Source organism: Gracilinema caldarium, from assembly GCF_029265695.1.
In the GTDB taxonomy this organism is placed as follows: domain Bacteria; phylum Spirochaetota; class Spirochaetia; order Treponematales; family Breznakiellaceae; genus Gracilinema; species Gracilinema caldarium_A.
Map to the genome: position 1 here is coordinate 36,384 of NZ_JAJUHW010000013.1, position 20,911 is coordinate 57,294.

Sequence of the window (20,911 nt, forward strand, 5' to 3'; positions counted from 1 at the left end):
AACTATTTAAAAATAGAGTTTTTAGATATTTCCAAGTTTTCTATTGTCTGAAATCAAAAAGCAATATATAGTTTATATAATGATGACGATACTGGCGATTGATGATGATCCAGCCCAATTAGAGCGGTTAGCATTAATCTTTAAACACTTGCAGTATCCTCACGTCGAATATCTTACTGCGGAGACGAAGCAGGAAGGGCTCCAGATTGCCCATGACCAGGTTATAGATCTTGTCTTTACCGACCTCAGGCTCCCCGACGGCGACGGAATCGAAGTTTTAAATGCTATTAAACAAATGAATCCTATGATTCCGATAGTGGTCATGACAGCCTTTTCCGACGCCCGGGAGGCGGTAGAAATTCTCAAACAGGGTGCAGATGACTATTTGGTAAAACCAACCAATGCCGAAGAAATAGAAAAAATGGTGCTCCGCATTTATGAGAAGGGCGTCTTAATACGGGAAGCCTTTTTACCCCCCGCAGAAGGTAAAGAAAGCTCTCCCGCATCGGCGGGTATCATCTATCAGGGTAATAAAATGGCCCAGGTCATGCAGACCGCAGCACGCTGCGCAGAGAGTGATGCAACGATAGTCGTGAGCGGTGAAAGCGGTACCGGTAAAGAGCTGGTGGCTCGGTTCATCCATGAACGATCACTTCGGAAAAATCAGCCTTTTGTAGCGGTAAATATTTCTGCCCTCGCAGAATCATTAGCAGAAAGTGAGCTCTTTGGTCACAAAAAAGGGGCCTTTACCGGTGCCGATACGGATCGCATTGGCCGCTTCGAAATGGCAAATGGCGGAACCTTATTTATTGATGAAATCGGGGATATACCTGTAGCCATCCAGGTAAAATTGCTCAGGGCTATTCAATTTGGGACTATTGAACGGCTTGGAGAAAACACCCCGCGGCAGCTTAATGTACGCATCATTGCGGCCACGAACCGGAATCTCGCAGCCCTGGTGGAACAGGGGGTGTTCAGGAAAGATCTTTATTACCGTATCAATGTTATCACCCTTGAACTTCCGCCGCTTCGGCATCGGAAAGAAGACATACCGGTGTTGGTTGAGCATTTTATCAATAAATTTAACGAACGGAACCATCGCAATGTACGAGGTCTTTCTCGAGAAGCGATGAATGCACTCATGCACCATGATTTTCCCGGAAATGTTCGAGAACTGGAAAATATTATAGAACGTGCAGTAGTCTTATGCAGAGGGGATATTATTCTGGAACGGGATCTGCCGCCACTCAACAAAAACGCTCCATGGGAAACGGTAGATAAAACCTATGAGCAGCAAATGGCAGAATTTGAACGGAGCCTGATCGAAAAAGCACTCAACGATGCCAAGGGAAATAAAAGTGCTGCAGCCAGGGCACTCGGCATTACCGAACGGCATCTTCGGTCCCGTTTGGAACGGCTCTATCCGACAGGATAACAAGGAATCACCGTGTACCTTAGCAGATCTGACCATATACATAATGTAGGATTTATTTCTACCCGTTTTCAGGGAACCGACGGGGTCTCTCTCGAAACAGAAAAATGGAGAACAGTTCTGGAGCGGATGGGCTATGAATGTTTCTTTTTTTCTGGTCTCTCAGACTGGGATCCTAAAAGATCCATGGTTTTTGATCTTGCCTTTTTTGGACATCCGCAAATCCAGGAGATACAGGAACGTTGTTTCGGCACGACAGTTCGCAGCCGAGCCCTGACAGGAGAGATTCAAGAAGTACGATTTCATTTAAAAAAGGCACTGTATGACTTTATCGATACCTTTAAACTGGATCTGCTCATCATCGAAAATGCTGTGACTATACCGATGAACATTCCCCTGGGGCTTGCAATAACCGAAGTAATCGCGGAAACCGGCTTGCCGACCATTGCTCACCATCATGATTTCGCCTGGGAACGGCAGCGTTTTACGGTTAACGCGGTAGAAGATTATCTGGCCATGTCCTTTCCTCCGAGACTTCATACCATAAATCATGTGGTTATCAACAGCGAAGCAAGAAAACAACTCTCATACCGCTGCGGACTTTCATCAATCATTATTCCCAATGTATTTGACTTTTCCAAAGAACCTCCGGAGATGGATGATTATGCCCGCATGTTGCGATCCGATCTGGGGATTGGCGCCGATGATACACTGCTTTTACAGCCAACGCGTATTATTGCCCGAAAGGGCATAGAACATGCAATAGAACTTGCTCATAGGCTCAAGGACCACCGGGCTAAGTTGCTCATCAGCCACCAGGAACGGGATGAGGGCAGCGGGTATTTTAACCGCACCATGGAATACGGCCGGCTTTTAGGTGTTGATGTGATTGTACGGCCAGATATTATCGGTCCTTCGCGGGGAATTACGCCGGAGGGCAAAAGAAAATACAGTCTCTGGGATTGTTATCTTAACGCAGACTTTGTTACCTATCCTTCCTTGTATGAAGGTTTTGGCAATGCATTTCTTGAAGCAATATGGTTTCGTAAACCTATCCTGGTCAACCGTTATTCTATTTTTGAACAGGATATTGAGCCCGTCGATTTTGATGTAGTTACCATGGATTCCTATATCACCGATGATACTTTGGATGCGGTTCGGGCGATTTTAGATACCCCTGAAGCGGTCCGCATGATGACTATGAAAAATTTTGAGCTAGGTAAACGTTTTTTCTCATTCTCACTACTGGAACAGCGTATTAAACAAGTTTTAATGAACTTCGGACAGGTCTAAATTTGACGATACTGAGAAACACCTTTACAATAAGCTGAAGGGGTTTCGATAAGCCCCTTACACGGTCCGCGAGGGACTAAATGGAGGTATATATGGTATCAGGTGGTATTGCGCTGCTGCTTTTACTGGTTACAGTGGTGCTCATTGTCTTCTTTACCGGGAAGCTTAAAGTAAACGCCTTTGTAGTACTCATCATGGTGGCTTTCCTTTTTGGGCTTGCTATTGGCATGCCAGCTCTCAATGTAGTCAAGGCTATTAAAGACGGCTTTGGCGGGACCTTGTCCAGTATTGGTATCGTCATTGTAGCTGGTACCATCATCGGTATTATCCTGGAAAAAACCGGTGCGGCCCTTTCTATGACCCAGGCTATCCTGAAACTGGTCGGGAAAGAACGGTCTCCGCTGGCGATGAGTGTGGCGGGCTATGTCGTTTCTATTCCTGTCTTCTGCGATTCGGGGTATGTTATTCTTACCCCCCTCAACAAAGCCCTCGCAAAGGAAACAGGCACTTCTATGGCTGTCATGGCCATCGCCCTATCTACTGGCCTCTATGCAACCCACACTATGGTTCCTCCTACACCGGGACCAATAGCTGCAGCAGGCACTGTTGGGGCTGACCTCGGTCTCGTTATCCTGTACGGTCTTATTGCGGCTATTCCGGCTATGCTGGCGGGCTATTTCTGGGCCATCACGATCGGTAAAAAATACGACATCCCCTCCGATGTAGAAGAGTCTTATTCGGATCTTATCAATAAATACGGAAAACTGCCCTCAGCTTTCATGTCCTTTATGCCCTTGGTCGTGCCCATCATTCTCATACTCCTTAAATCTGTAGCAGATTTCCCGACTAAACCCTTCGGAAAGGAAGGATGGCTCACTCCGGCTATCAGCTTTATCGGGGATCCGGTTACAGCCCTTACCATCGGTGTTCTCATTTCCCTGTTGCTCGTTAAAAAGGACGAAATGGGAACTGCCGTAGACAAGTGGATGGCTGCGGGTATTAAAGATGCGGCGATAATCCTTGCCATTACGGGCGCAGGCGGATCCTTTGGGAAGGTGCTGCAGGGCTCGCCGATTGTTGATTTTATAAAAACCAACATGACCGGTCTGAATCTTGGGATTTTCCTTCCCTTTATTATTGCTGCGGCCCTCAAGACTGCCCAAGGGTCTTCTACAGTCGCTATTATCACAACCGCAACTATTCTCGCCCCCCTGCTTCAGACCCTAGGGCTGAACCCGGCATTGACTGTCATCGCTATCGGAGCCGGAGCCATGGTGGTCTCCCATGCAAACGACTCCTACTTCTGGGTAGTGTCCCAGTTCTCCAATATGCCGGTTAACACAGCCTATAAAGCCTATACATCGGCGACGGCGGTGGAAGGCATTGTGGCTATGATCGTTGTGGCAATCATGTCTCTCTTCATACGCTAATTGAGCTAGATTTAAAGGGGATGTCCAATAGATTTAGGACATCCCCTTTTTTATCGGGTTTTTATCCCAATATCTTTTAAAAATTTATGCACTGCAGCTTTAAATCGTCGTTGAGAATCCAAAAAGAGTTCCTGGGTTTTAAACAGTCCTTCTGTAGATTCATAAAAGGCTTTTAAGGTCCTGTATACATCATCTTTAAGTATATTATGTTTTGGACCATATCCGAAGTGTTCTATGGGACGTAATGCTCCTACATTACCCGCATTATGAACAACTACAATACGCCGCCCCGCTCCTGTATAAAACACTCCATGTTTAATTTCTATTCCTTCTTTCGCAGTGGCAATCACATAATTGTATATTGAATCGAGCCTATAGTATCCTTTATCATATAGAAACCCATTCAATACAACCTGGTCTGGTCCGAAACGGCTCATATCTTTTATAGTTTTGAGCATTTCCTCACTAAGAGCTAACATTTTTTCTCGAGGAGCAAGCACCATTCCACCATTTATCATAGGGTTTTTTATGAAACAAGATAAAAGTCGTTCTTTATCATCGGGATCAAAAAAATCGCTAGATATAAAAATGGACACCAGGGGTTTATAATCCTCACATACAGCGCGGAATTGGTCCTTTTCAACCTCAAAAAGCGGACTTATATCTCCCTGAAAAATAATATCCCCAGAATCACAGAGCATAACTTGCTCATATACAGGATGCTCCTGCAACAAGTATTGTAAGTCTCTGTATCGAATTGAAGTAACATGACCGTCACGCTTACAGGATCGTACCAAAACGCCATTGGACTGTAGGTAAAATCGTTGAGCCACACTAAGACCATAGTCTAAGACTGCTACATCAAAAAGATTAAGATTTGAGGTATCCCTCAGAGAAGCATACCAATGTTCTATGAGAAAATCTCCATATTTTCTGTCAGAAGCAGTCACCACAAGGTTAGTCTTCATTTTTTGCCTCCTGCCAGTATTGTTCCATGAGTGATATATGTTCCTTGTCCATCGGTAGCCCCTGGGCTTTCATGGATTGTTCTACATGCTTAAAGCGCCTGACAAATTTGTTATTGGTCCGCTGGAGGGCTACCGCAGGGTCAACCTGGAGGTAGCGGCATATATTTACCACAGAAAAAAGAAGATCCCCCAGCTCTTCTTCCAAGTGTTCTTTATTTTCAGACGAAGCTTCGCATTGGTGGGTTTGGCATGCATCCCGAGCCTCTGCGAGTTCTTCCTCAATTTTATCCCAAACTCCTGCCGAATCAGGCCAGTCAAAACCGGCTTTTGCAGCTTTTTTCTGAATTTTATAGGCCCGTTCAAGGGGCGGCAGAGCCCGCGAAACCTGATCCATAAGTGAATCTTTTGGTTTTCTGCCCTCTTGTTCCACCTTAATTTTTGCCCACTGTTCCAGGACCTCTGCACTGGTAGAAGCACTGCTTTCGCCGAAAACATGAGGATGCCGGCGGATCAGCTTAGCAGTAATCTCCTGTAAAACATCAGAGACAGCAAAAAGGCCCTGCTGTTCATGCATATAGGAAATCATGGTTGCGAGGAGGAAAATATCTCCCAGTTCTTCTCGAATATGGAGCCAGTCTTTTGAATCTATGGCCTCAACACATTCATAGGTTTCCTCAATCAGCGCGCCCCGAAGACTTTCCGGACTCTGCTCCCGATCCCAGGGGCAGCCATCGTCTGCCCGAAGCCGTTTTACCACCGAATAGAGCTCATCAAATGATTCTGTGGTATTTTTTTTTGTTTCCATAACAACTATTAGCTATAAAAGAACCAAAAGGGTCAAGTAATGAGAGATCGTTTATTCCAAGCAGGGAGCATCACCTCGGGGCCAAACACCAGGGCAAACTCCAGAGCGAAGGCAGATATTGAAAGAACACCCTCAAGAATGCTTGATTCTTCTTTTGTAAAATCTGAAAGCACATAGGAAGCAATATCGCCGTGATCCGGCCGGCCGATACCGATCCTAAAACGCCAGAAATCTGCGGTACCAAGGTTGGCTTTCATAGACCTGAGTCCATTGTGCCCCCCTAAACCGCCAGAAAATTTAAACGATACCGTTCCTAAGGGCAATTCAAGTTCATCGTGGACAACCAAAATACGTTCTGCAGGTATTTTATAAAACGAAGCCGCTTCTCCTGCAGCATCGCCCGAGAGATTCATATATGTTTCGGGCAATAAACAGTGAATTTTATCCGGATACTGATCCGGAAATTGATGAACCTTAGGCCCTCGTTTTAGTAACTGCTCTGCTTTATCCTGCCATTCCTGGAGCCCCCTATTACCTTTTAATTTTTGATAATCGATGCTTCCATAACGGCCTTTGAATTTTTTTTGCATCGACACAAGTGAACTAAGCCGTGTTTTTTCCCAGAGCAGCCAGGCTGTATTGTGCCGATTGTTCTGATATTGCTTACCATGGTTTCCTAACAATACGATGAGTTCAATCATTCTTATTTACAGTTCTCCCGCAGTCATAGTAAACTGGAGCATAAACTTAGTAAAGGACAGCACCTATGGAAATTAATGGCATTCAACGCAGCATCAGATCTTTCGATGCATTACAAAATGGAGTTTTAATCCAATACACTGTCAGTGTTCCCGAAGAAATCAGAGAAGTCCAAAACAGCGATGAACAGGCAGCACTGTTCATCGATTCGGTAACCTTTGAAGAGGCAGCCCAGTTGGCACAGGCTAATGCTGTATTCGTTAAGGCTCTTGCTAAAAAATCAAAACTGGCCATTCATCCAGGGGGCTGGCAGTCCTGGTCTGCAGGCTGGGAACTGGTTGGGAACGAATCCCTGCCACGGAAAGTACATGTGGTGCCAGAGCTTCTGAAATTTACCAATCGCGACGGTGACAACCCCGGAAAAGGTGAAATATTGGGACATTTTATTATGTACATCCGTTCTGGCAGCACCTACCTCTGTATTGCATCCAGAGAAGGGGGAGCACTACCGCCTGTTACCTATCGGATCGACAGAAAATCAGGCCGCATCTCCATAGAAGCCTTTGCCCAGAATAAAGCATGGGCCTCGGGAGAGACCATTGCTGAGTTATATGTGTTTAGTGCAGAAGGTTTTTTTGATCTAAAAGACACACTTCGCAGGCTGTACCAAAGTGAACAACGGTTTTCGGACCTCAGTTTCCTGAGACAGGGCAGCGGAAGGGAGAGAATCCCGCAGGCTAGTCCATGGATCACCAAGCGCGATATGCCCGGCGGTTTTGAATCCTGGTACAATCACTACACAGACATTAATGAAAAGCTCATCCTGGAGGACCTGGAGAGCCTGGGGACCACAGACAACCTTATCAAGCTGCAGTATGTGGACCGCAAGCGGCCTACGGTGTTTCAGATCGATGATGGATGGGAAAAAGCAGTCGGATACTGGGAAATAGACACCAACAAGTTTCCGAAGGGGCTTAAAACCGTCTCCGAAGCGATAGAGGCTAAGGGTTATATTCCCGGCCTATGGATTGCACCCTTCTTGGTTACACGGAAGTCTCCTGTCTTTACAGAACATCCCGATTGGGTGCTAAAGGATAGAGAGGGAGCCCTTGTCGTAGCCGGATACAACGACCTGTGGGATAAACAGTTCTATTGCCTTGATCTATCGCTTCCTGCTGTTCAGGAATATTTAGACCGTATAATGGATCGGGCCATTAACGAATGGGGCTACAGGTATCTTAAATTAGATTTTCTTTATGCGGGCCTCCTTCACGGAGACTTTGCAGGAGGAGGAGCTGCCTATGAGCATTATGAAAGGGCCTGCGCAATTCTGACCTCCCGGCAGACAACCAAAACAGAGCTGCCTGTGGCTTATTTAGGCTGCGGGGTTCCCTTTGGCCCTTCCTACAAACATTTCCCCCTTTCCCGGATTGGAGCGGATACTAAAGAACAATGGGACTGGTTCAAGGTTAAGCTCGTTGGTCATGTGGGCCGGCCTGCAGCCTATGTCAGCCTCCATGACACCATCGGACGCTCCTACATGGATAATACGATATATGTAAACGATCCTGACGTAGTCTTCCTGCGCTCACAAAACTGTAAGCTTACCGAAGAGGAAAAGGAAGTGGTGGCCCTAACCAATTTTATGCTTGCAAGCCAGGTTATGTTCTCCGATGATCCTGCCCATCTTTCCGAAGAAGACAGGGCACTGACAAAACGAATTTCCCAGCTTTACGATGAACTCGCATATGGCGATTATGGGGTACTCCGCCTTAAACGGGACCTGTTCCATGTCTTTAGCCGAGATGGAAAAGTGCAGGGAATTATTAATCTAACGAATCGCGGGATGCAGGTGAACCGAGCCCAGGCCCCGCAGCTGTTTGACGCTCTCGAAACCGGGCGGCCCCTCATCAACCATATACAAAGAATCGGAAAACAAAAGGCTTCGTTTGCCCGGCACAGCATCACCATTTTCAGGAAAAATTAGGCATGGAAAAACAGGTTTACGTCATCGGGCACCGCAATCCCGATACAGATTCGGTCGTTTCTGCCGCAGCCTATGCGCGGCTCAAAAACCTGCAGGGGCTTACTCACTATAAGGCAGGAAGGGCGGGGAAAATTAATCCCCAAACTGAGTATATTTTTAACCGCTTTGGAATGCCTATTCCGGAATTCATACCGGACCTGGTTCCCAAAGTAGCCTATTACCTTAACGATAAACCCGTGAGCGTACCTACAGACATTTCTTTGTGGGAAGCATTGGAACGGATGGAGCGGGAGTCCCTCAAGGTCCTTCCGATTGTGAATCAGGATGGAACTTACAAAAGCCTGCTCCATTACAACGCCTTTGCCAAGTATATCTTGCAGAAAATAAATCCCCATAAAAAGTCTGCTATTCCTACCTCTATAAACCTGCTTATTTCTACCCTCAGAGCTCAGCCAATAACGGTTTTCGATGAGACAGAGGTGCGGAAATCCCTGATTGTGGTGGCAGGTTCCACAGAAGAAACGTTTAGGACCCATCTGTCGGCCGAAATGCCGGAAAATACCCTGGTCATCGTAGGGGATCGGACCGAAATACAACGGTTTTGTATAGAAAAAAAAGTACGGGCCCTTGTTATTACCAATGGGATTACCTTAGAAAAGGATATCATCGAGCTGGCTGAACGAAATAAGGTTTCCATCATTATTAGCCCCTTTGATACGAGCTCCACATCGCTGCTGATTATTTATTCGACTCCCGTTGGCTTTATGGGAGACGAGACGATCCAGGCTGTAAACCTGAGGGATCCGGTGCGGAAGATTCGCCAAAGCCTTTCCCAGTCTGCATCCCGATGCCTGCCCGTGGTAGATGATGAGAATCGAATTGCGGGTGTGCTTTCCGAAGGGGATCTTATTAAGGAACCTAACCTGGAGGTTATTATGGTAGACCATAATGAACCGACCCAGGCTATTGAGGGCATAGAGAATTATAAAATCCTGGAAGTTATCGATCACCACCGGCTTGGGAACCTTTCCACCCGCTATCCTATCACCTTTATCAACAAGGTGGTTGGCGCCACAAGCACCATTATCACCAACCTGTATCGGGAGCAGCGGATACCCCTGGATAGACCCACCGCATCCATCCTTCTATGCGGTATTTTAGCGGACACCCTGGTTCTGCAATCGGCCACCACAACCGATATAGATCGCGAAGCAGCGGATTACCTTGCATCTATTACAGGCCTTGAAATTCCGGTACTGGGTAAAGAACTGATGAGTGCCGCAAGCCAGATTAACAATCGGCCCGCGGACGAACTTGTCCGTATGGATATGAAGGAATACCAGGAACAGGGAGCCCGCTTTACTGTCAGCCAGGTAGAAACAGATACGCCGGAAGAGCTTGTAGCGCGAAAAGATGAGATTATTGCAGAACTACGGGCCGTAAAAACAGCGGAAAAAAGGCTCTTTAGCGCTCTCATGGTTACCGATGTGACCGAATTAACCTCTATCCTCTTTGTAGAAGGAGAGAAGACCTTTATAGCTCAGCTCACATTCCCCAAACTAGAAGACGGAGTCTATGTGCTTAAGGATATCGTTTCCCGAAAGAAACAACTTATGCCGCTTCTTGCAGAGCTTGTTGAAAAAACCCAGATTGGATAGAATCAGTACAACTATGAACAGTATTGAAATTTATGGTTACGCCACTCAAGAAATTTGCGCGGGCTGCGAAGGCCATTGCGGTGATGGGGAATGCAGTCCGGGGGCTAAAAAAACGACAGAAGCTTTAGTAAAAGAATTTAAAGCATTGTTGCATGATGCTGGGATTTCAGCTCAAGTTACCTTTTACGAAGCAACAAAAGAAAATTTGGCTCGTCACGAAGACGTAAACCGGGTTCTTTCAATGGCGGAGCTTACTCCTGCTATTGTATTAAACGGGAAGCTGCTTTTCTTTGGAGGCTTCTCGCCGGAAGGACTTGTAGAAGAGGTTCGGAAAAGGATTAACTGAACAGGGAAAACAGCCATGGAGCGGTCTCTACCGCTCCATGAAATCCACAATTGGTTCAATGGCTTTTTCCCGGTGGAGAGAGGGCTTCGAACAGGTTCAATCCTCCGGGAAGAGAAAGTTCGTCATCCATTTTCTTTTCTTCTATTTTTTGATCCTCCGCGTTGCGGGCAATTCGGAATCCCACTGAGTTTACTTTAAAGGTCGGCACATTCCAGTACCGGTAGGTTGTTCTGAGTAGTTTTTCTGGGGTAAACCATGAACCACCCCGAAGGACCTTTTGCCCTGTTTTATTTTCAGCACCATCGGGATTAACCACAGGATCTTTCGGATAAGGACCATACCAGTCCCAACACCACTCCCAGACATTTCCACTCATATCATACAATTCCAGTGCATTTGGTCCTTTTTGGGCTACCGGTTTTGTGGCTTTGTTACTGTTCGCATCAAACCAACCAACAGAAGTTGCGCTTGTATCCGCCCCTGAATAGGGGGCTTTTGCAAGAGGACCATCGGTAATAGCCCCGGAATGTCCGCCCCGGGCGGCATACTCCCATTCAGCCTCGGTAGGAAGACGGTAGCCGTTGGCTGTTTTATCCCATTCTACTTTTGAATCACTTATTTTATAGGCCGGTATTAAACCTTCCTTTAGGCTCAGGGCATTGCAGAATTTAACCGCATCAAACCAAGAAACATATTCTACAGGCCTATCCTTTCCTAGAAATTTGGAGGGATTTGTTCCCATTACATCCTGCCATTGGGTCTGCGTTATTTCTGTTTTAGATATGTAAAAGGAACTGATCGTTGTCTGGTGGGCCCGCTCGTTGGCAGAATAAGGGGCCTCGTTACTGCCCTGCCAAAAGGTCCCCCCTTTAACAAAAACCATAGAAATATTTTGAGATGAAAGAGAAAGGGGTGTAAAAAGAACAAAAATAAGAAGAATTCCCCAAAATAATATTATTTTTACATTACTCATTTTATATCGTTCTAGGGTAAAAATATTCATGCTCATCCTTCTGTGTTTTGTTTTGGGTATAACCATCTGCAAAACCAATGGTTACAGATCACCATTATAATTCTGAACGCCGTTCCACGACCCGGCTGATAAGACCGTATTTGATTGCTTCTTCCGCATTCATCCAGAAGTCCCGGTCCGTGTCCTTTTCTACCTGAGTAAAGGCCTGTCCGGTTTCCTGGGCGATAAGCCGGTTAATTTTTTCTCTGAGCTTTTCCAGTTCCCGGGCATGAATTTCGATATCCGTAGCTACACCGCGAATACCCGATAAAGGTTGATGAATAAGGTAATGGCTGTTAGGCAGCCCGATCCGCCGTTCTTTAGGAGCGGCTAGTAAAATGATTGCTGCGGCACTCGCTACAAGGCCCATACCAATAGTCCAGACATCGGGCTTTACAAAGCGAATCATATCAAAAATGGCATAGCCAGCATCGGCATCACCGCCGGGGGAATCGATAAATATTTTGATGGGCTCATCTCCCATGTCTTCCAATAATAGAAGCTGCCGGATAGTTCGCTCGGCCAGTTCCTTGTTTATTTCACCGGAAAGCAGAATAGTCCGTGTTTTAAGCATTTTTCCAACCAGCGGATCTGGCCCGGCAGGAGGCATATTATCCCGCTCTTCCTGTTCTTCTTCACCTTCGTTTCTGCGAATGTATTCACTATGTATAGATTTCATAGATTACTCCTGTAATTTTTCGTACCTACAATATACGTGGATATGACAAAAGGGTCAATCAAATGATTTTTTGGAATCCCTATTCATAAAAAATTATCTATATTTATATTGACCATATATATTATTTTTGATATATTAAAGACCAGATATTTCACTGGGAGGAACCAATGCCAGAAAAGGCCAAAAAAATAATCATTGTCGGCGGCGTTGCTGCAGGTGCTACCGCTGCGGCTCGAATTCGCCGGCTCGATGAGAATGCGGAAATTATACTGCTTGAACGGGGACCCTATGTTTCTTTTGCAAACTGCGGGCTTCCCTATCATATTGCAGGAACCATAGAAAAACGCAGCAAACTGCTCCTGCAGACCCCCGAGGGTTTTTTCAGCCGGTACCGGGTTCAAGTTTTATTAAACACCGAAGCAGTTGATATAGATAGAACTAATCGAAAGGTTACGGTACGGGACAACAAGGCACCCAATCCTGAACAAGCACTCAGCACTATTGATTATGATGCCCTCATTCTCGCCCAGGGTGGAACTCCAATCATTCCCCCGCTCCCCGGCGTGGACCAAAGCCATGTCTTTAAACTGTGGACCATCCCAGACATGGATGCCATCAACAAATACATAAAAGAACACCAGCCAAAGCATGTTGTTGTTGTGGGCGGCGGCTTCATCGGACTAGAAACCGCAGAAGCCTTTGTGGAACGGGGCTTATCGGTAACTATCGTAGAACTGACCGACCATCTAATGCCCCCTATGGATCTTCTATACGGCAAGAGGATTCAAGAACGTTTCGAAGCTGCAGGAGCGACTGTACTCGTCAAGAAGGGAGTACAGAGCATACAGAAAGACAAGGTAACATTGAATGATGGGAGCGAAATCCCGGCAGATATGGTGCTGCTATCGGTAGGTGTACGGCCCAATACTGAACTTGCCAAAAAAGCAGGCCTTGAAATTGGCAACACTGGAGCCCTCGTTGTGGATGAATACCTCAAAACCCAGGATCCATACATTTGGGCCGCTGGAGACATGGTGGAAGTGGTATCTCGCATTTCGGGAGCTAAAGTACGGATACCCCTCGCAGGACCTGCAAACCGTCAGGGACGCATTGCGGCAACGAACGTAGTGGCAAGTCTTTCCGAAGCACGGGGAGAAGTAGGACCAATACCGCTCAAATATAAGGGCGCCATCGGGACCTCGGTAGTTAAAATTTTTGACGAAACCGCCGCAAGCACCGGATTTTCCCTTGCTGCAGCCCGGAAAGCGGGCTTCGATGCAAAGGAAACTACTATCCTAAAAGCCCATCATGCGACCTATTACCCCGGCGATCAGGATCTGCTCTTAACCCTTGTATACGAGGCAAAAACAGGAAAACTGCTGGGAGCACAAGCCTATGGGAAAGAGGGCGTAGAGAAGCGAATTGATGCGACGGCGGTGACTATTTATGCCCAGCTCACGGTGGAAAATCTGACAGAAATTGATTTTGCCTATGCACCGCCCTATTCATCTGCCAATGACCCCCTTAATATGGCAGCATTTACCGCAATGAATGCGCTCTCTGGTTATAGCAATCAGATTTCTGCCGATGAACTCCCCCTGGACGGCTCGGTCCTCATCCTTGATGTACGTACCTACGGGGAATATGCAAAGGGACACCTCGCAGATGCAATCCATATTCCGCTGGACGAAATTCGGGACCGGCTTGAAGAAATCCCTCATGATAAACCGATCCATATCATCTCCGAAGGTGGTTTCGAAGGCCATTTGGCGAACCGTATCCTGACCCAACAGGGCTACCAGGATACCGCATATATATCGGGTGGCTGGGCCACCTTAAGACTGCGTGACGGTCTAGCAATCGAAGCATAACAAAGGAAGAACAGAATGGCAGGAAACATTGTCGAAGAAAAAATCAAAGCAGGGGCCCTCGTGGTCGATGTCCGCACCGAAGACGAATTTATGGATGAAGCTTACCCTGGGGCTATCAATATCCCTGTCGGGGCTCTGCAGTCCCGCATGAAGGACCTGGAACCAAAGGATCGCCCCATCGTTCTTTACTGCGCCTCGGGGGCCCGCAGCGCTCTGGCAGCCCGGGTACTCAAGGCAGCAGGCTGGACCGATGTGATTAACGCCGGCGGACTCTGGGATATGCCCGGATACTAATACACTATTTTTTCATAGGCGAAAAAAGGCCTTACATGGTATACTGAAGATCTTATGAGCCTTCTGTATACCTTTTACGAACGACGGGCCTTAAATGCCTTTGTGGAACAGAATTTTCCCAAGGCCCGAGACCTGTTCATCAAAATGTTAAAAAAATGGCCCCAGCGTATTGGCATCCGCCACAACCTGGGGCTTGTGTATTTAGGGCTCCGGGACTTTCCCGCAGCCGAAAGCTGTTTCCTTAAGGAACTCCAGGATTACGGAGATTCGGTAAGCCGCCATCGGGCTTTGGGAGACCTCTATTTTTCTTGGGGAAAAGCATCGGAGGCGGCAGCTCATTATAGATCCGCAATAAACCTCTTAAAAGCCGAATCAAAGCCTGCCGGATCGAATTATAATATAGATTTACATTTTCTTGAACTCCGTCTTGCCCTCTGCTTGGATAATGAGGCCTTTGCAAAAACGATGGTAGGAGATGCGGCCCTGCAGCGGGGCCTGGAAGCCCAGGCGAAAAAAGAGTGGGACAGGGCTTACGAAGAATTCGGCACCGCAACACTTGCTGACCCAACCAATTTTCCTGCCTGGAACAACCGGGGTTCTATAGCCCTTAATATCTACAAGGATTACAAAGAAGCCCAGCGCTGCTTTACCGAAGCAGCTAAATTGAGCAGCACCCCTGCAATCCAGCAAAACCTCGCATTGATCAATACTTTATTAGACCAGCATTAGGAAAGGCCGGTAATTTTTCCGTTCTCGTCTATATCGATGCTCATAAAGGCGGGCTTGCTGGGTAGGCCCGGCATGGTGGTCATATCGCCGCAGAGGGGGTAAACAAAACCAGCCCCCGCCGCAAGCCGGACTTCCCGGATGGGAAGCCGCCAGCCCTTGGGGGCCCCCCTCAAAGCCGGATCATGGGACAGAGAATACTGGGTTTTCGCCATACAGATGGGCAGGGCCCCATAACCGTCGGCTTCGAGTTTTTCCAATGTTTCCCGGCTTTCGTCGCTGTAATCAACCCCATCAGCTCCGTACACATCACGGGCAATGGTTTCTATTTTGGAGCTTAAGCTCTGGTTCAGTTCATAGAGATAGCGGAACTGTTTTGGCTCTTCGCAGGCTCTCTCTACCGCCGCGGCAAGTTCTGCGGCCCCCTCCCCGCCCTTTTCCCAATGGTGGGTCACTACTGCCTCGCTTGCCCCCGCCTTTACCGCCGTTTCCCTGATAAGATCCCACTCGGCCTGGGTATCGGTGGGGAACGCATTGATGGCAACCACAGAGGGTATTCCAAAACGTTTTACAATGCCAAGGTGGGCTGCTAAATTGGCTAGACCCTTTTCCAATAGCTCAAGATTCTCTTCTTTGTACTCATTGGGGAGCGGTTTCCCGGGAACTACTGCGGGACCGCCTCCATGGGATTTCAAGGCCCGCACGGTGGCAACCACAACGACCGCATCGGGTACAAGACCGCTCGTCCTGCATTTAATGTCGAAAAACTTTTCCATGCCCATATCGGCGCCGAAGCCACTTTCGGTTACCACATAGTCTGCGTAGCGAACTGCGATCTGGTCGGCAATAACAGAGGAGTTTCCGTGGGCAATATTGGCAAAGGGCCCTGCATGAATGAAGGAGGGCTGGCCTTCCAGGGTCTGGAGCAGATTCGGCTTTATAGCATCTCTGAGCAGGGCCGTCATGGCGCCTGCAACTCCAAAATCCTCTGCCGTCAGAGGTTTGCCCTTAGTATCCTGGGCGACCACCATCCGTCCGATCCGGCGGCGCAGGTCCGCCAAATCTTGAGCCAGAGCAAGAATGGCCATGACTTCGCTGGCCACGGAAATATCAAAGCGGCTCTGGCGAACTGGACCGTCTTCCCGGTCGCCCAGGCCCGTAATAATGTGCCTGAGCACCCGATCGTTCATATCCACGACCCGGCCAATACCTACCCGGTAAGGATCGATATTGAGCTTCTGCAAACCGAGTTTTTCAAAATAGGCATCGGACCAGCGGCTCTCATGGTAAAGCCGGGCATCTATAGCAGCGGCACAGAGATTGTGGGCCGCAGAAACCGCATGAATATCACCGGTAAGATGCAGATTTATATCCTCCATGGGAATAACCTGGCTGTAGCCGCCGCCGGCCGCTCCGCCTTTAATGCCGAAGGTAGGACCCATGGAAGGCTGCCTGAGGGTGGCCACTGCCCGGCGGCCCAGGAAGCCCAGGCCCAGAACAAGGCCGACCGTAGTTGTCGTCTTTCCTTCCCCTAAAGGTGTAGGACTTATCGCCGTAACATCGATATACCGGGCCCGCTTCGGCATTTCATTCCGGACCAGTTTCCAATCTACCTTTGCTTTATAATTGCCATACAGCTCTACAGCCTGTTCAGGCAGCCCCAACCCTCGGGCTATTTGCAGAATCGGTTCAGCCTGGGCTTCCTGGGCGATTTCAATATCCTTTGGTACGGGATTGCGCTTAACGACTGCCATCTGATGCTCCTTTATTATTATTCAATATACACCCGCGGCACCCGCTTGTTGATTCCGCAGGTTATCTCGTAGGGTATGGTACCTAACAGGGTCGCCAAGTCAGCTGCGGTGGGGTCCTCCGGGGTACCTCCAAAAACGGTAACCGCTTCCCATCGCTGCACCGGGCTGTCAAAACCCACGTCTATCATACACTGATCCATGCAAATTCGTCCAACTAAGGGGTACCGCTTTCCTTTAATTGACAACGAAAGACGGCCTGAAAGGCTCCTGGGTAGCCCATCGGCATAACCAATGGGCAGGGTTGCTATTGTTGTCTCCTGAGGAGCCTTCCATATTCGGCCATAGGATATGGATTCACCGCTCAATACTTTTTTTATAAACACCACATGGGTACGTAATTCCATAACCGGCCGAACAGGGACCGTTTCAGGAATCTCCGGTATCGGCGGATAGCCATAGGCCAAGAGTCCTGGACGGACCATATCAAAATAGGAATCCTCATGAAGAACCACCGCACCAGAATTGGCCGCATGGAGAGTCCCCGGATTGTATCCAGCCTGCCGAATAGCATCAATAGCTTGGGTAAAAAGCTGTAATTGTTTCTTTGTATAGGCCACATCATCTGCATCGAGGGAGTCTGCCACCGAGAGGTGGGTCGCCGTCCCTTCCCAATGCAGAAACGGATAGGCCGAAATGGTTTTAACAAGATCTACAACAGCTCCCGGACGGCAGCCAATCCGGCCCATGCCAGTATCAATTTTAATGTGTACCGGGACCAGCTCTCCTAGCCGTTCCGCCGTTTCTCCCACAAGACGGGCAAAATCCGCATCGGGAACCAAGGGGGTAATATGATACCGAACCACATCTTCTAACTCCTCAGGGATAGGAAGAGAAAAGAGCAGGATGGGAGCTACTATTCCCGCTTCCCGCAGTTCTATGCCTTCCTGTACCGAAGCGACCGCTAAATATTTTGCCCCCGCTTTAATCGCCGCAATACCAATACGGACAGCACCATGACCATAAGCATCGGCCTTAACCGGTATACAGATAGCAGGTTTTGGACCAATTTTTTTTCGAATTTCAAGTAGATTCGCTTTGAGCCGTTCAAGATGAATTATTGCCCTTGTTGCACGCATAATGTATTACATTAAATCATTATTTTTCGCCTGCGTCAGCAGGCTGCATCGACAGTTTGTGCCGGCAGGCTGGTATTTTTATCGTATATATCGTATACTAATAGATGAGCCATGTTGCAGTTTAGACATTTTAAACATTTTTCAAGGTTACTCATATTGTTCATTCTCCTTTCCTGTGAGGATTATTCTGCACTGGCACCACGTTCCACCGTATATAAGTTCACAGTATATAATGGCAGCCAAACACTGGATCAGGGAGGTTTCGTTACTGCAACGGCCAACCTGAGGCCAACCTTTTTAACATCCGTAAGTTCTGACCCAGATGTACAGGGGCTGTCTGTAACCCTTTTAGATACCCAGGGCAATAAGCAAAGTAAGGAAATCTTGTACTCTAAGAGCCAGACCGATACCAACGCAACCAGAGTTTTCGTCGCTAATCTGGACTCCTCATTCCCGACCTTTTCATTGCCTTCAGATCTTTCTATAGGCCCCTACACACTGTCGCTCAAAGTTATAGGGGTTGATGGAATTCTGGCCGAAAAGATCTTTCCCTTTTATTATCTTGGAGACGCAATCCTGAATATTCAGGAAATTCGCAGCTACCCCCCTGGCATAAAACCCTCAGAAACAGCCCCTCTCTTTCCACCTGCTGTAAAGCTTCTCCTTGAAGGTGTTGTTGCCGCAGATAAAAGGCTCGATCCTTACCTCATTTGGTACGAAGGGAGCCGGATTATCAAACAGGGACGGCTTACAGAAGGAGCTCAAAATATACTTTGGAAAACACCGGAAGCAGAGGGTTTTCAGACCATCAGACTTGAACTCTATCCTGAAAATCCTGGTACGAACCGTGAACAAAACCTGATACCCAGTGTTAGTGCTACACTAAAAGCCGCTATTTCTAGAAACGCCCCCATTCCTGGCTTAGATAAAAATAAAGGCCCCTATACCTATTGGTTTCGCTTCCTGGGAAACCTGGAAGCTCTGACTGATTCAACAGGAGGACCCCTTTCATTTGTGAAGCTTGGCAATCAAGAACCGCTCTGGCTTCCTGGAGATGATAATTTTGGCTTAGCAATCGGCTCTGCCCATCAATACAGGGTAAATAAGCCTTTATTACCCGCGGTCGATGGCACCATACCAGTGGGAACCGTTATACTTCGTTATGCCCCCTACACCCGTAATGGATATGGCTCCCTATTCTCAGCCCAGTTTGATAATCAAAATGAGCCTGAAAAACCGTTGAATTTTAATCTATACCTTGAAAACGGCAAAATTACACTTGAGGCCTCTATTGGTGAAACACGAGCTGCGGCTGAACTTCCCAATCAAAATGTTTCAGCAAAGGTATTTTCACAGCTTTCTCTTGGCATAGAACAACGAAATGCATCACTCATCTTATATAACATTGACAACAGCGGAGAATCGCCACTATTAGTACTAAAACTCCCCACAAACTATGTATACCCCGGTACAGGCTCCTATAGTCTTGGAAATTCCGATACAGGTAAATCTTTGTCCACTATCACATTGGACGTTATACCAGAAGGAAATAGTTCAGAAGACAAACAAACAGCAGCAAACACATCACAACCGATAACAGCTATTATTGATGAATTTGCGGTAAAACTGAGCAACATTACTCAAAACCCGTCTAACTAATTCAGGGTCTCCTAAACTAAGGAAGCTTTTGATTTTTAATCCTTCTTGCAGTATACTTTTTACTACGCGGCAATTATGTAAGGAGGATTCTAGATGACAAAATATAAAATGTTTCTGCCACTGGCAGCCATCTTCTGGCTTGTATCTTGTGTTTCATCTCCAGCTCCGGCACCACAGCAAGAGGAGAAACCGGCAGCCACTGCCCCGAAATCTGACGCTCGAAATCGAGCTCAGGAGCTTATCACCGGAGAGAAACCAGCGAGTCAATCGAGCGGGACAACAGGGACAGCCCCAGAGGCAACTACTACAGCAAGTACCACAAATCCAGCGCTTACTACTGCGGAAGCCCCGAAGGATGAAGCCCCGCCAGAGCTCAGTCCAAAGGAAAAACAATTTTTCGAAAACTATCTTAAGCGGCTTAAATACATGATGGTCGTAAAGGATGGAGCTGCCGTTACCGAATTTCAGAAACGATCCATGTTAACTAAAGGAAATGAGGTCCTGCTTAAACAGGGTTACGATGTGGTACAATATGATCAGTTACTGAAAAACATAGAGGATCAGCGTGCAGCCTATGAGGCCGAAGCAGGAGCTTCCATGAGCATCACCCAGTACATAGCCCAAAAATTGGGAGCCGATGTCTATGTGGAGCTTGACTGTGTACCCCGTTCATCCACCGAAAACAACAGACACTACGGAGAAGCGAATTTTACCGCCAATATGTATGATCCCTCTACCGCGGAACTGCTTGGTTCAGTTACCTTTAGAACCGACCGTTCAATCAGCACCTCTTCCCAAGAAGATGCCTTGCTGAATGCTTTGACCGCCGGGACGGCACAGCTCATGCCTCGTATCATTCGGGATTCTACCACGGTTCTGAGAAATCGCTATGCCAATGGTATCAGATACCAGGTGATCATTCAACGAACCCCGGACTCTCGAGCGGTTTCCACCTTTAGAAGAAACTTAAGAAGCCGGGTGCGAGAAATAGTCATGGGCCCCAGCGCGGCAGATCAGACTATCATGGATGTCTACTTTTTTGGGTCCCTCTCTGACCTGGAAGACGCCTGTTACAGCGCCTTTGAAAAAACACCTGGAATGGAATCAGCCTATTGGGTCTATACCCGCGGAAAAACTATTACGTTTAATACCGGGACCTGAG

At 47.5% G+C, this 20,911-nt stretch carries 18 protein-coding genes; 11 read left to right on the plus strand and 7 right to left on the minus strand.

Annotated elements, in window-relative coordinates; all coding sequences use genetic code 11:
• The first annotated feature begins 79 nt into the window (after window positions 1–79).
• The 3 genes from Q7P68_RS06215 to Q7P68_RS06225 all read left to right on the plus strand — a co-directional run bounded on the left by Q7P68_RS06215 (window position 80) and on the right by Q7P68_RS06225 (window position 4,155).
• Window positions 80–1,435 (plus strand): sigma-54-dependent transcriptional regulator, encoded by a 1,356-nt coding sequence (locus tag Q7P68_RS06215; protein WP_304224122.1) that lies wholly within the window; start codon window positions 80–82, stop codon window positions 1,433–1,435.
• Window positions 1,436–1,447: 12 nt separating this feature from the next.
• Window positions 1,448–2,725: a glycosyltransferase family 4 protein gene (locus tag Q7P68_RS06220; protein ID WP_304224124.1), complete on the plus strand. Its 1,278-nt coding sequence runs from the start codon at window positions 1,448–1,450 to the stop codon at window positions 2,723–2,725.
• Window positions 2,726–2,817: 92 nt separating this feature from the next.
• A complete protein-coding gene (locus Q7P68_RS06225) occupies window positions 2,818–4,155 on the plus strand; it encodes a GntP family permease (RefSeq protein WP_304224127.1) in 1,338 nt (445 codons plus the stop codon).
• Window positions 4,156–4,205: 50 nt separating this feature from the next.
• Here the strand turns inward: Q7P68_RS06225 and Q7P68_RS06230 are convergent, their stop codons facing one another.
• The 3 genes from Q7P68_RS06230 to pth are packed head-to-tail and all read right to left on the minus strand — an operon-like array spanning window position 4,206 to window position 6,629.
• Window positions 4,206–5,123, minus strand: a complete 918-nt coding sequence (locus tag Q7P68_RS06230; RefSeq protein WP_304224130.1) for a glycosyltransferase — start codon at window positions 5,121–5,123, stop codon at window positions 4,206–4,208.
• The gene (gene mazG, locus Q7P68_RS06235; protein ID WP_304224132.1) at window positions 5,113–5,928 is read right to left on the minus strand and encodes a nucleoside triphosphate pyrophosphohydrolase; all 816 of its coding nucleotides are present in this window, start codon (window positions 5,926–5,928) and stop codon (window positions 5,113–5,115) included. Before mazG ends, Q7P68_RS06230 begins: the two co-directional genes overlap by 11 nt.
• A gap of 32 nt (window positions 5,929–5,960) precedes the next feature.
• On the minus strand, window positions 5,961–6,629 hold the full coding sequence (gene pth, locus Q7P68_RS06240; protein ID WP_304224135.1) for an aminoacyl-tRNA hydrolase: 669 nt from the start codon (window positions 6,627–6,629) through the stop codon (window positions 5,961–5,963).
• A 65-nt stretch (window positions 6,630–6,694) separates the two neighbouring features.
• Between pth and Q7P68_RS06245 the strand changes: the two genes are divergently transcribed.
• Genes Q7P68_RS06245 through Q7P68_RS06255 form a run of 3 tightly spaced genes read left to right on the plus strand, consistent with a single transcriptional unit; the run spans window position 6,695 to window position 10,618 of the window.
• Window positions 6,695–8,614: a glycoside hydrolase family 36 protein gene (locus tag Q7P68_RS06245; protein ID WP_304224139.1), complete on the plus strand. Its 1,920-nt coding sequence runs from the start codon at window positions 6,695–6,697 to the stop codon at window positions 8,612–8,614.
• A 2-nt stretch (window positions 8,615–8,616) separates the two neighbouring features.
• Window positions 8,617–10,272 (plus strand): putative manganese-dependent inorganic diphosphatase, encoded by a 1,656-nt coding sequence (locus tag Q7P68_RS06250; RefSeq protein WP_304224142.1) that lies wholly within the window; start codon window positions 8,617–8,619, stop codon window positions 10,270–10,272.
• Window positions 10,273–10,285: 13 nt separating this feature from the next.
• The gene (locus tag Q7P68_RS06255) at window positions 10,286–10,618 is read left to right on the plus strand and encodes a hypothetical protein (RefSeq protein WP_304224145.1); all 333 of its coding nucleotides are present in this window, start codon (window positions 10,286–10,288) and stop codon (window positions 10,616–10,618) included.
• A gap of 55 nt (window positions 10,619–10,673) precedes the next feature.
• Here the strand turns inward: Q7P68_RS06255 and Q7P68_RS06260 are convergent, their stop codons facing one another.
• Together Q7P68_RS06260 and Q7P68_RS06265 are read right to left on the minus strand one after the other, a co-directional pair.
• A complete protein-coding gene (locus tag Q7P68_RS06260; RefSeq protein WP_304224148.1) occupies window positions 10,674–11,621 on the minus strand; it encodes a formylglycine-generating enzyme family protein in 948 nt (315 codons plus the stop codon).
• 64 nt (window positions 11,622–11,685) lie between these two features.
• The gene (locus Q7P68_RS06265; RefSeq protein ID WP_304224151.1) at window positions 11,686–12,309 is read right to left on the minus strand and encodes an ATP-dependent Clp protease proteolytic subunit; all 624 of its coding nucleotides are present in this window, start codon (window positions 12,307–12,309) and stop codon (window positions 11,686–11,688) included.
• Between the two features lie 167 nt (window positions 12,310–12,476).
• Between Q7P68_RS06265 and Q7P68_RS06270 the strand changes: the two genes are divergently transcribed.
• From Q7P68_RS06270 to Q7P68_RS06280, 3 genes are read left to right on the plus strand one after another with little or no spacing between them, the layout of a single operon-like run.
• Window positions 12,477–14,180: an FAD-dependent oxidoreductase gene (locus Q7P68_RS06270; RefSeq protein ID WP_304224154.1), complete on the plus strand. Its 1,704-nt coding sequence runs from the start codon at window positions 12,477–12,479 to the stop codon at window positions 14,178–14,180.
• A gap of 15 nt (window positions 14,181–14,195) precedes the next feature.
• Window positions 14,196–14,474, plus strand: a complete 279-nt coding sequence (locus Q7P68_RS06275; protein ID WP_304224157.1) for a rhodanese-like domain-containing protein — start codon at window positions 14,196–14,198, stop codon at window positions 14,472–14,474.
• A 54-nt stretch (window positions 14,475–14,528) separates the two neighbouring features.
• Window positions 14,529–15,203, plus strand: coding sequence for a tetratricopeptide repeat protein (locus Q7P68_RS06280; RefSeq protein ID WP_304224160.1), 675 nt, complete (start codon window positions 14,529–14,531; stop codon window positions 15,201–15,203).
• Here the strand turns inward: Q7P68_RS06280 and Q7P68_RS06285 are convergent.
• Entirely contained in the window at window positions 15,200–16,954 is a 1,755-nt protein-coding gene (locus Q7P68_RS06285; RefSeq protein WP_304224162.1) for a formate--tetrahydrofolate ligase, read from the minus strand. The genes Q7P68_RS06280 and Q7P68_RS06285 overlap by 4 nt on opposite strands.
• Window positions 16,955–16,971: 17 nt before the next feature.
• On the minus strand, window positions 16,972–18,090 hold the full coding sequence (alr, locus tag Q7P68_RS06290; protein ID WP_304224164.1) for an alanine racemase: 1,119 nt from the start codon (window positions 18,088–18,090) through the stop codon (window positions 16,972–16,974).
• A 111-nt stretch (window positions 18,091–18,201) separates the two neighbouring features.
• Here alr and Q7P68_RS06295 point away from each other — a divergent pair, with 111 nt between their 5' ends.
• Together Q7P68_RS06295 and Q7P68_RS06300 are read left to right on the plus strand one after the other, a co-directional pair.
• Complete coding sequence (locus Q7P68_RS06295; protein WP_304224166.1) at window positions 18,202–19,749, plus strand: hypothetical protein; 1,548 nt, start codon at window positions 18,202–18,204, stop codon at window positions 19,747–19,749.
• Window positions 19,750–19,842: 93 nt separating this feature from the next.
• Window positions 19,843–20,910 (plus strand): DUF6175 family protein, encoded by a 1,068-nt coding sequence (locus Q7P68_RS06300; protein ID WP_304224169.1) that lies wholly within the window; start codon window positions 19,843–19,845, stop codon window positions 20,908–20,910.
• Window position 20,911 lies beyond the last annotated feature (1 nt).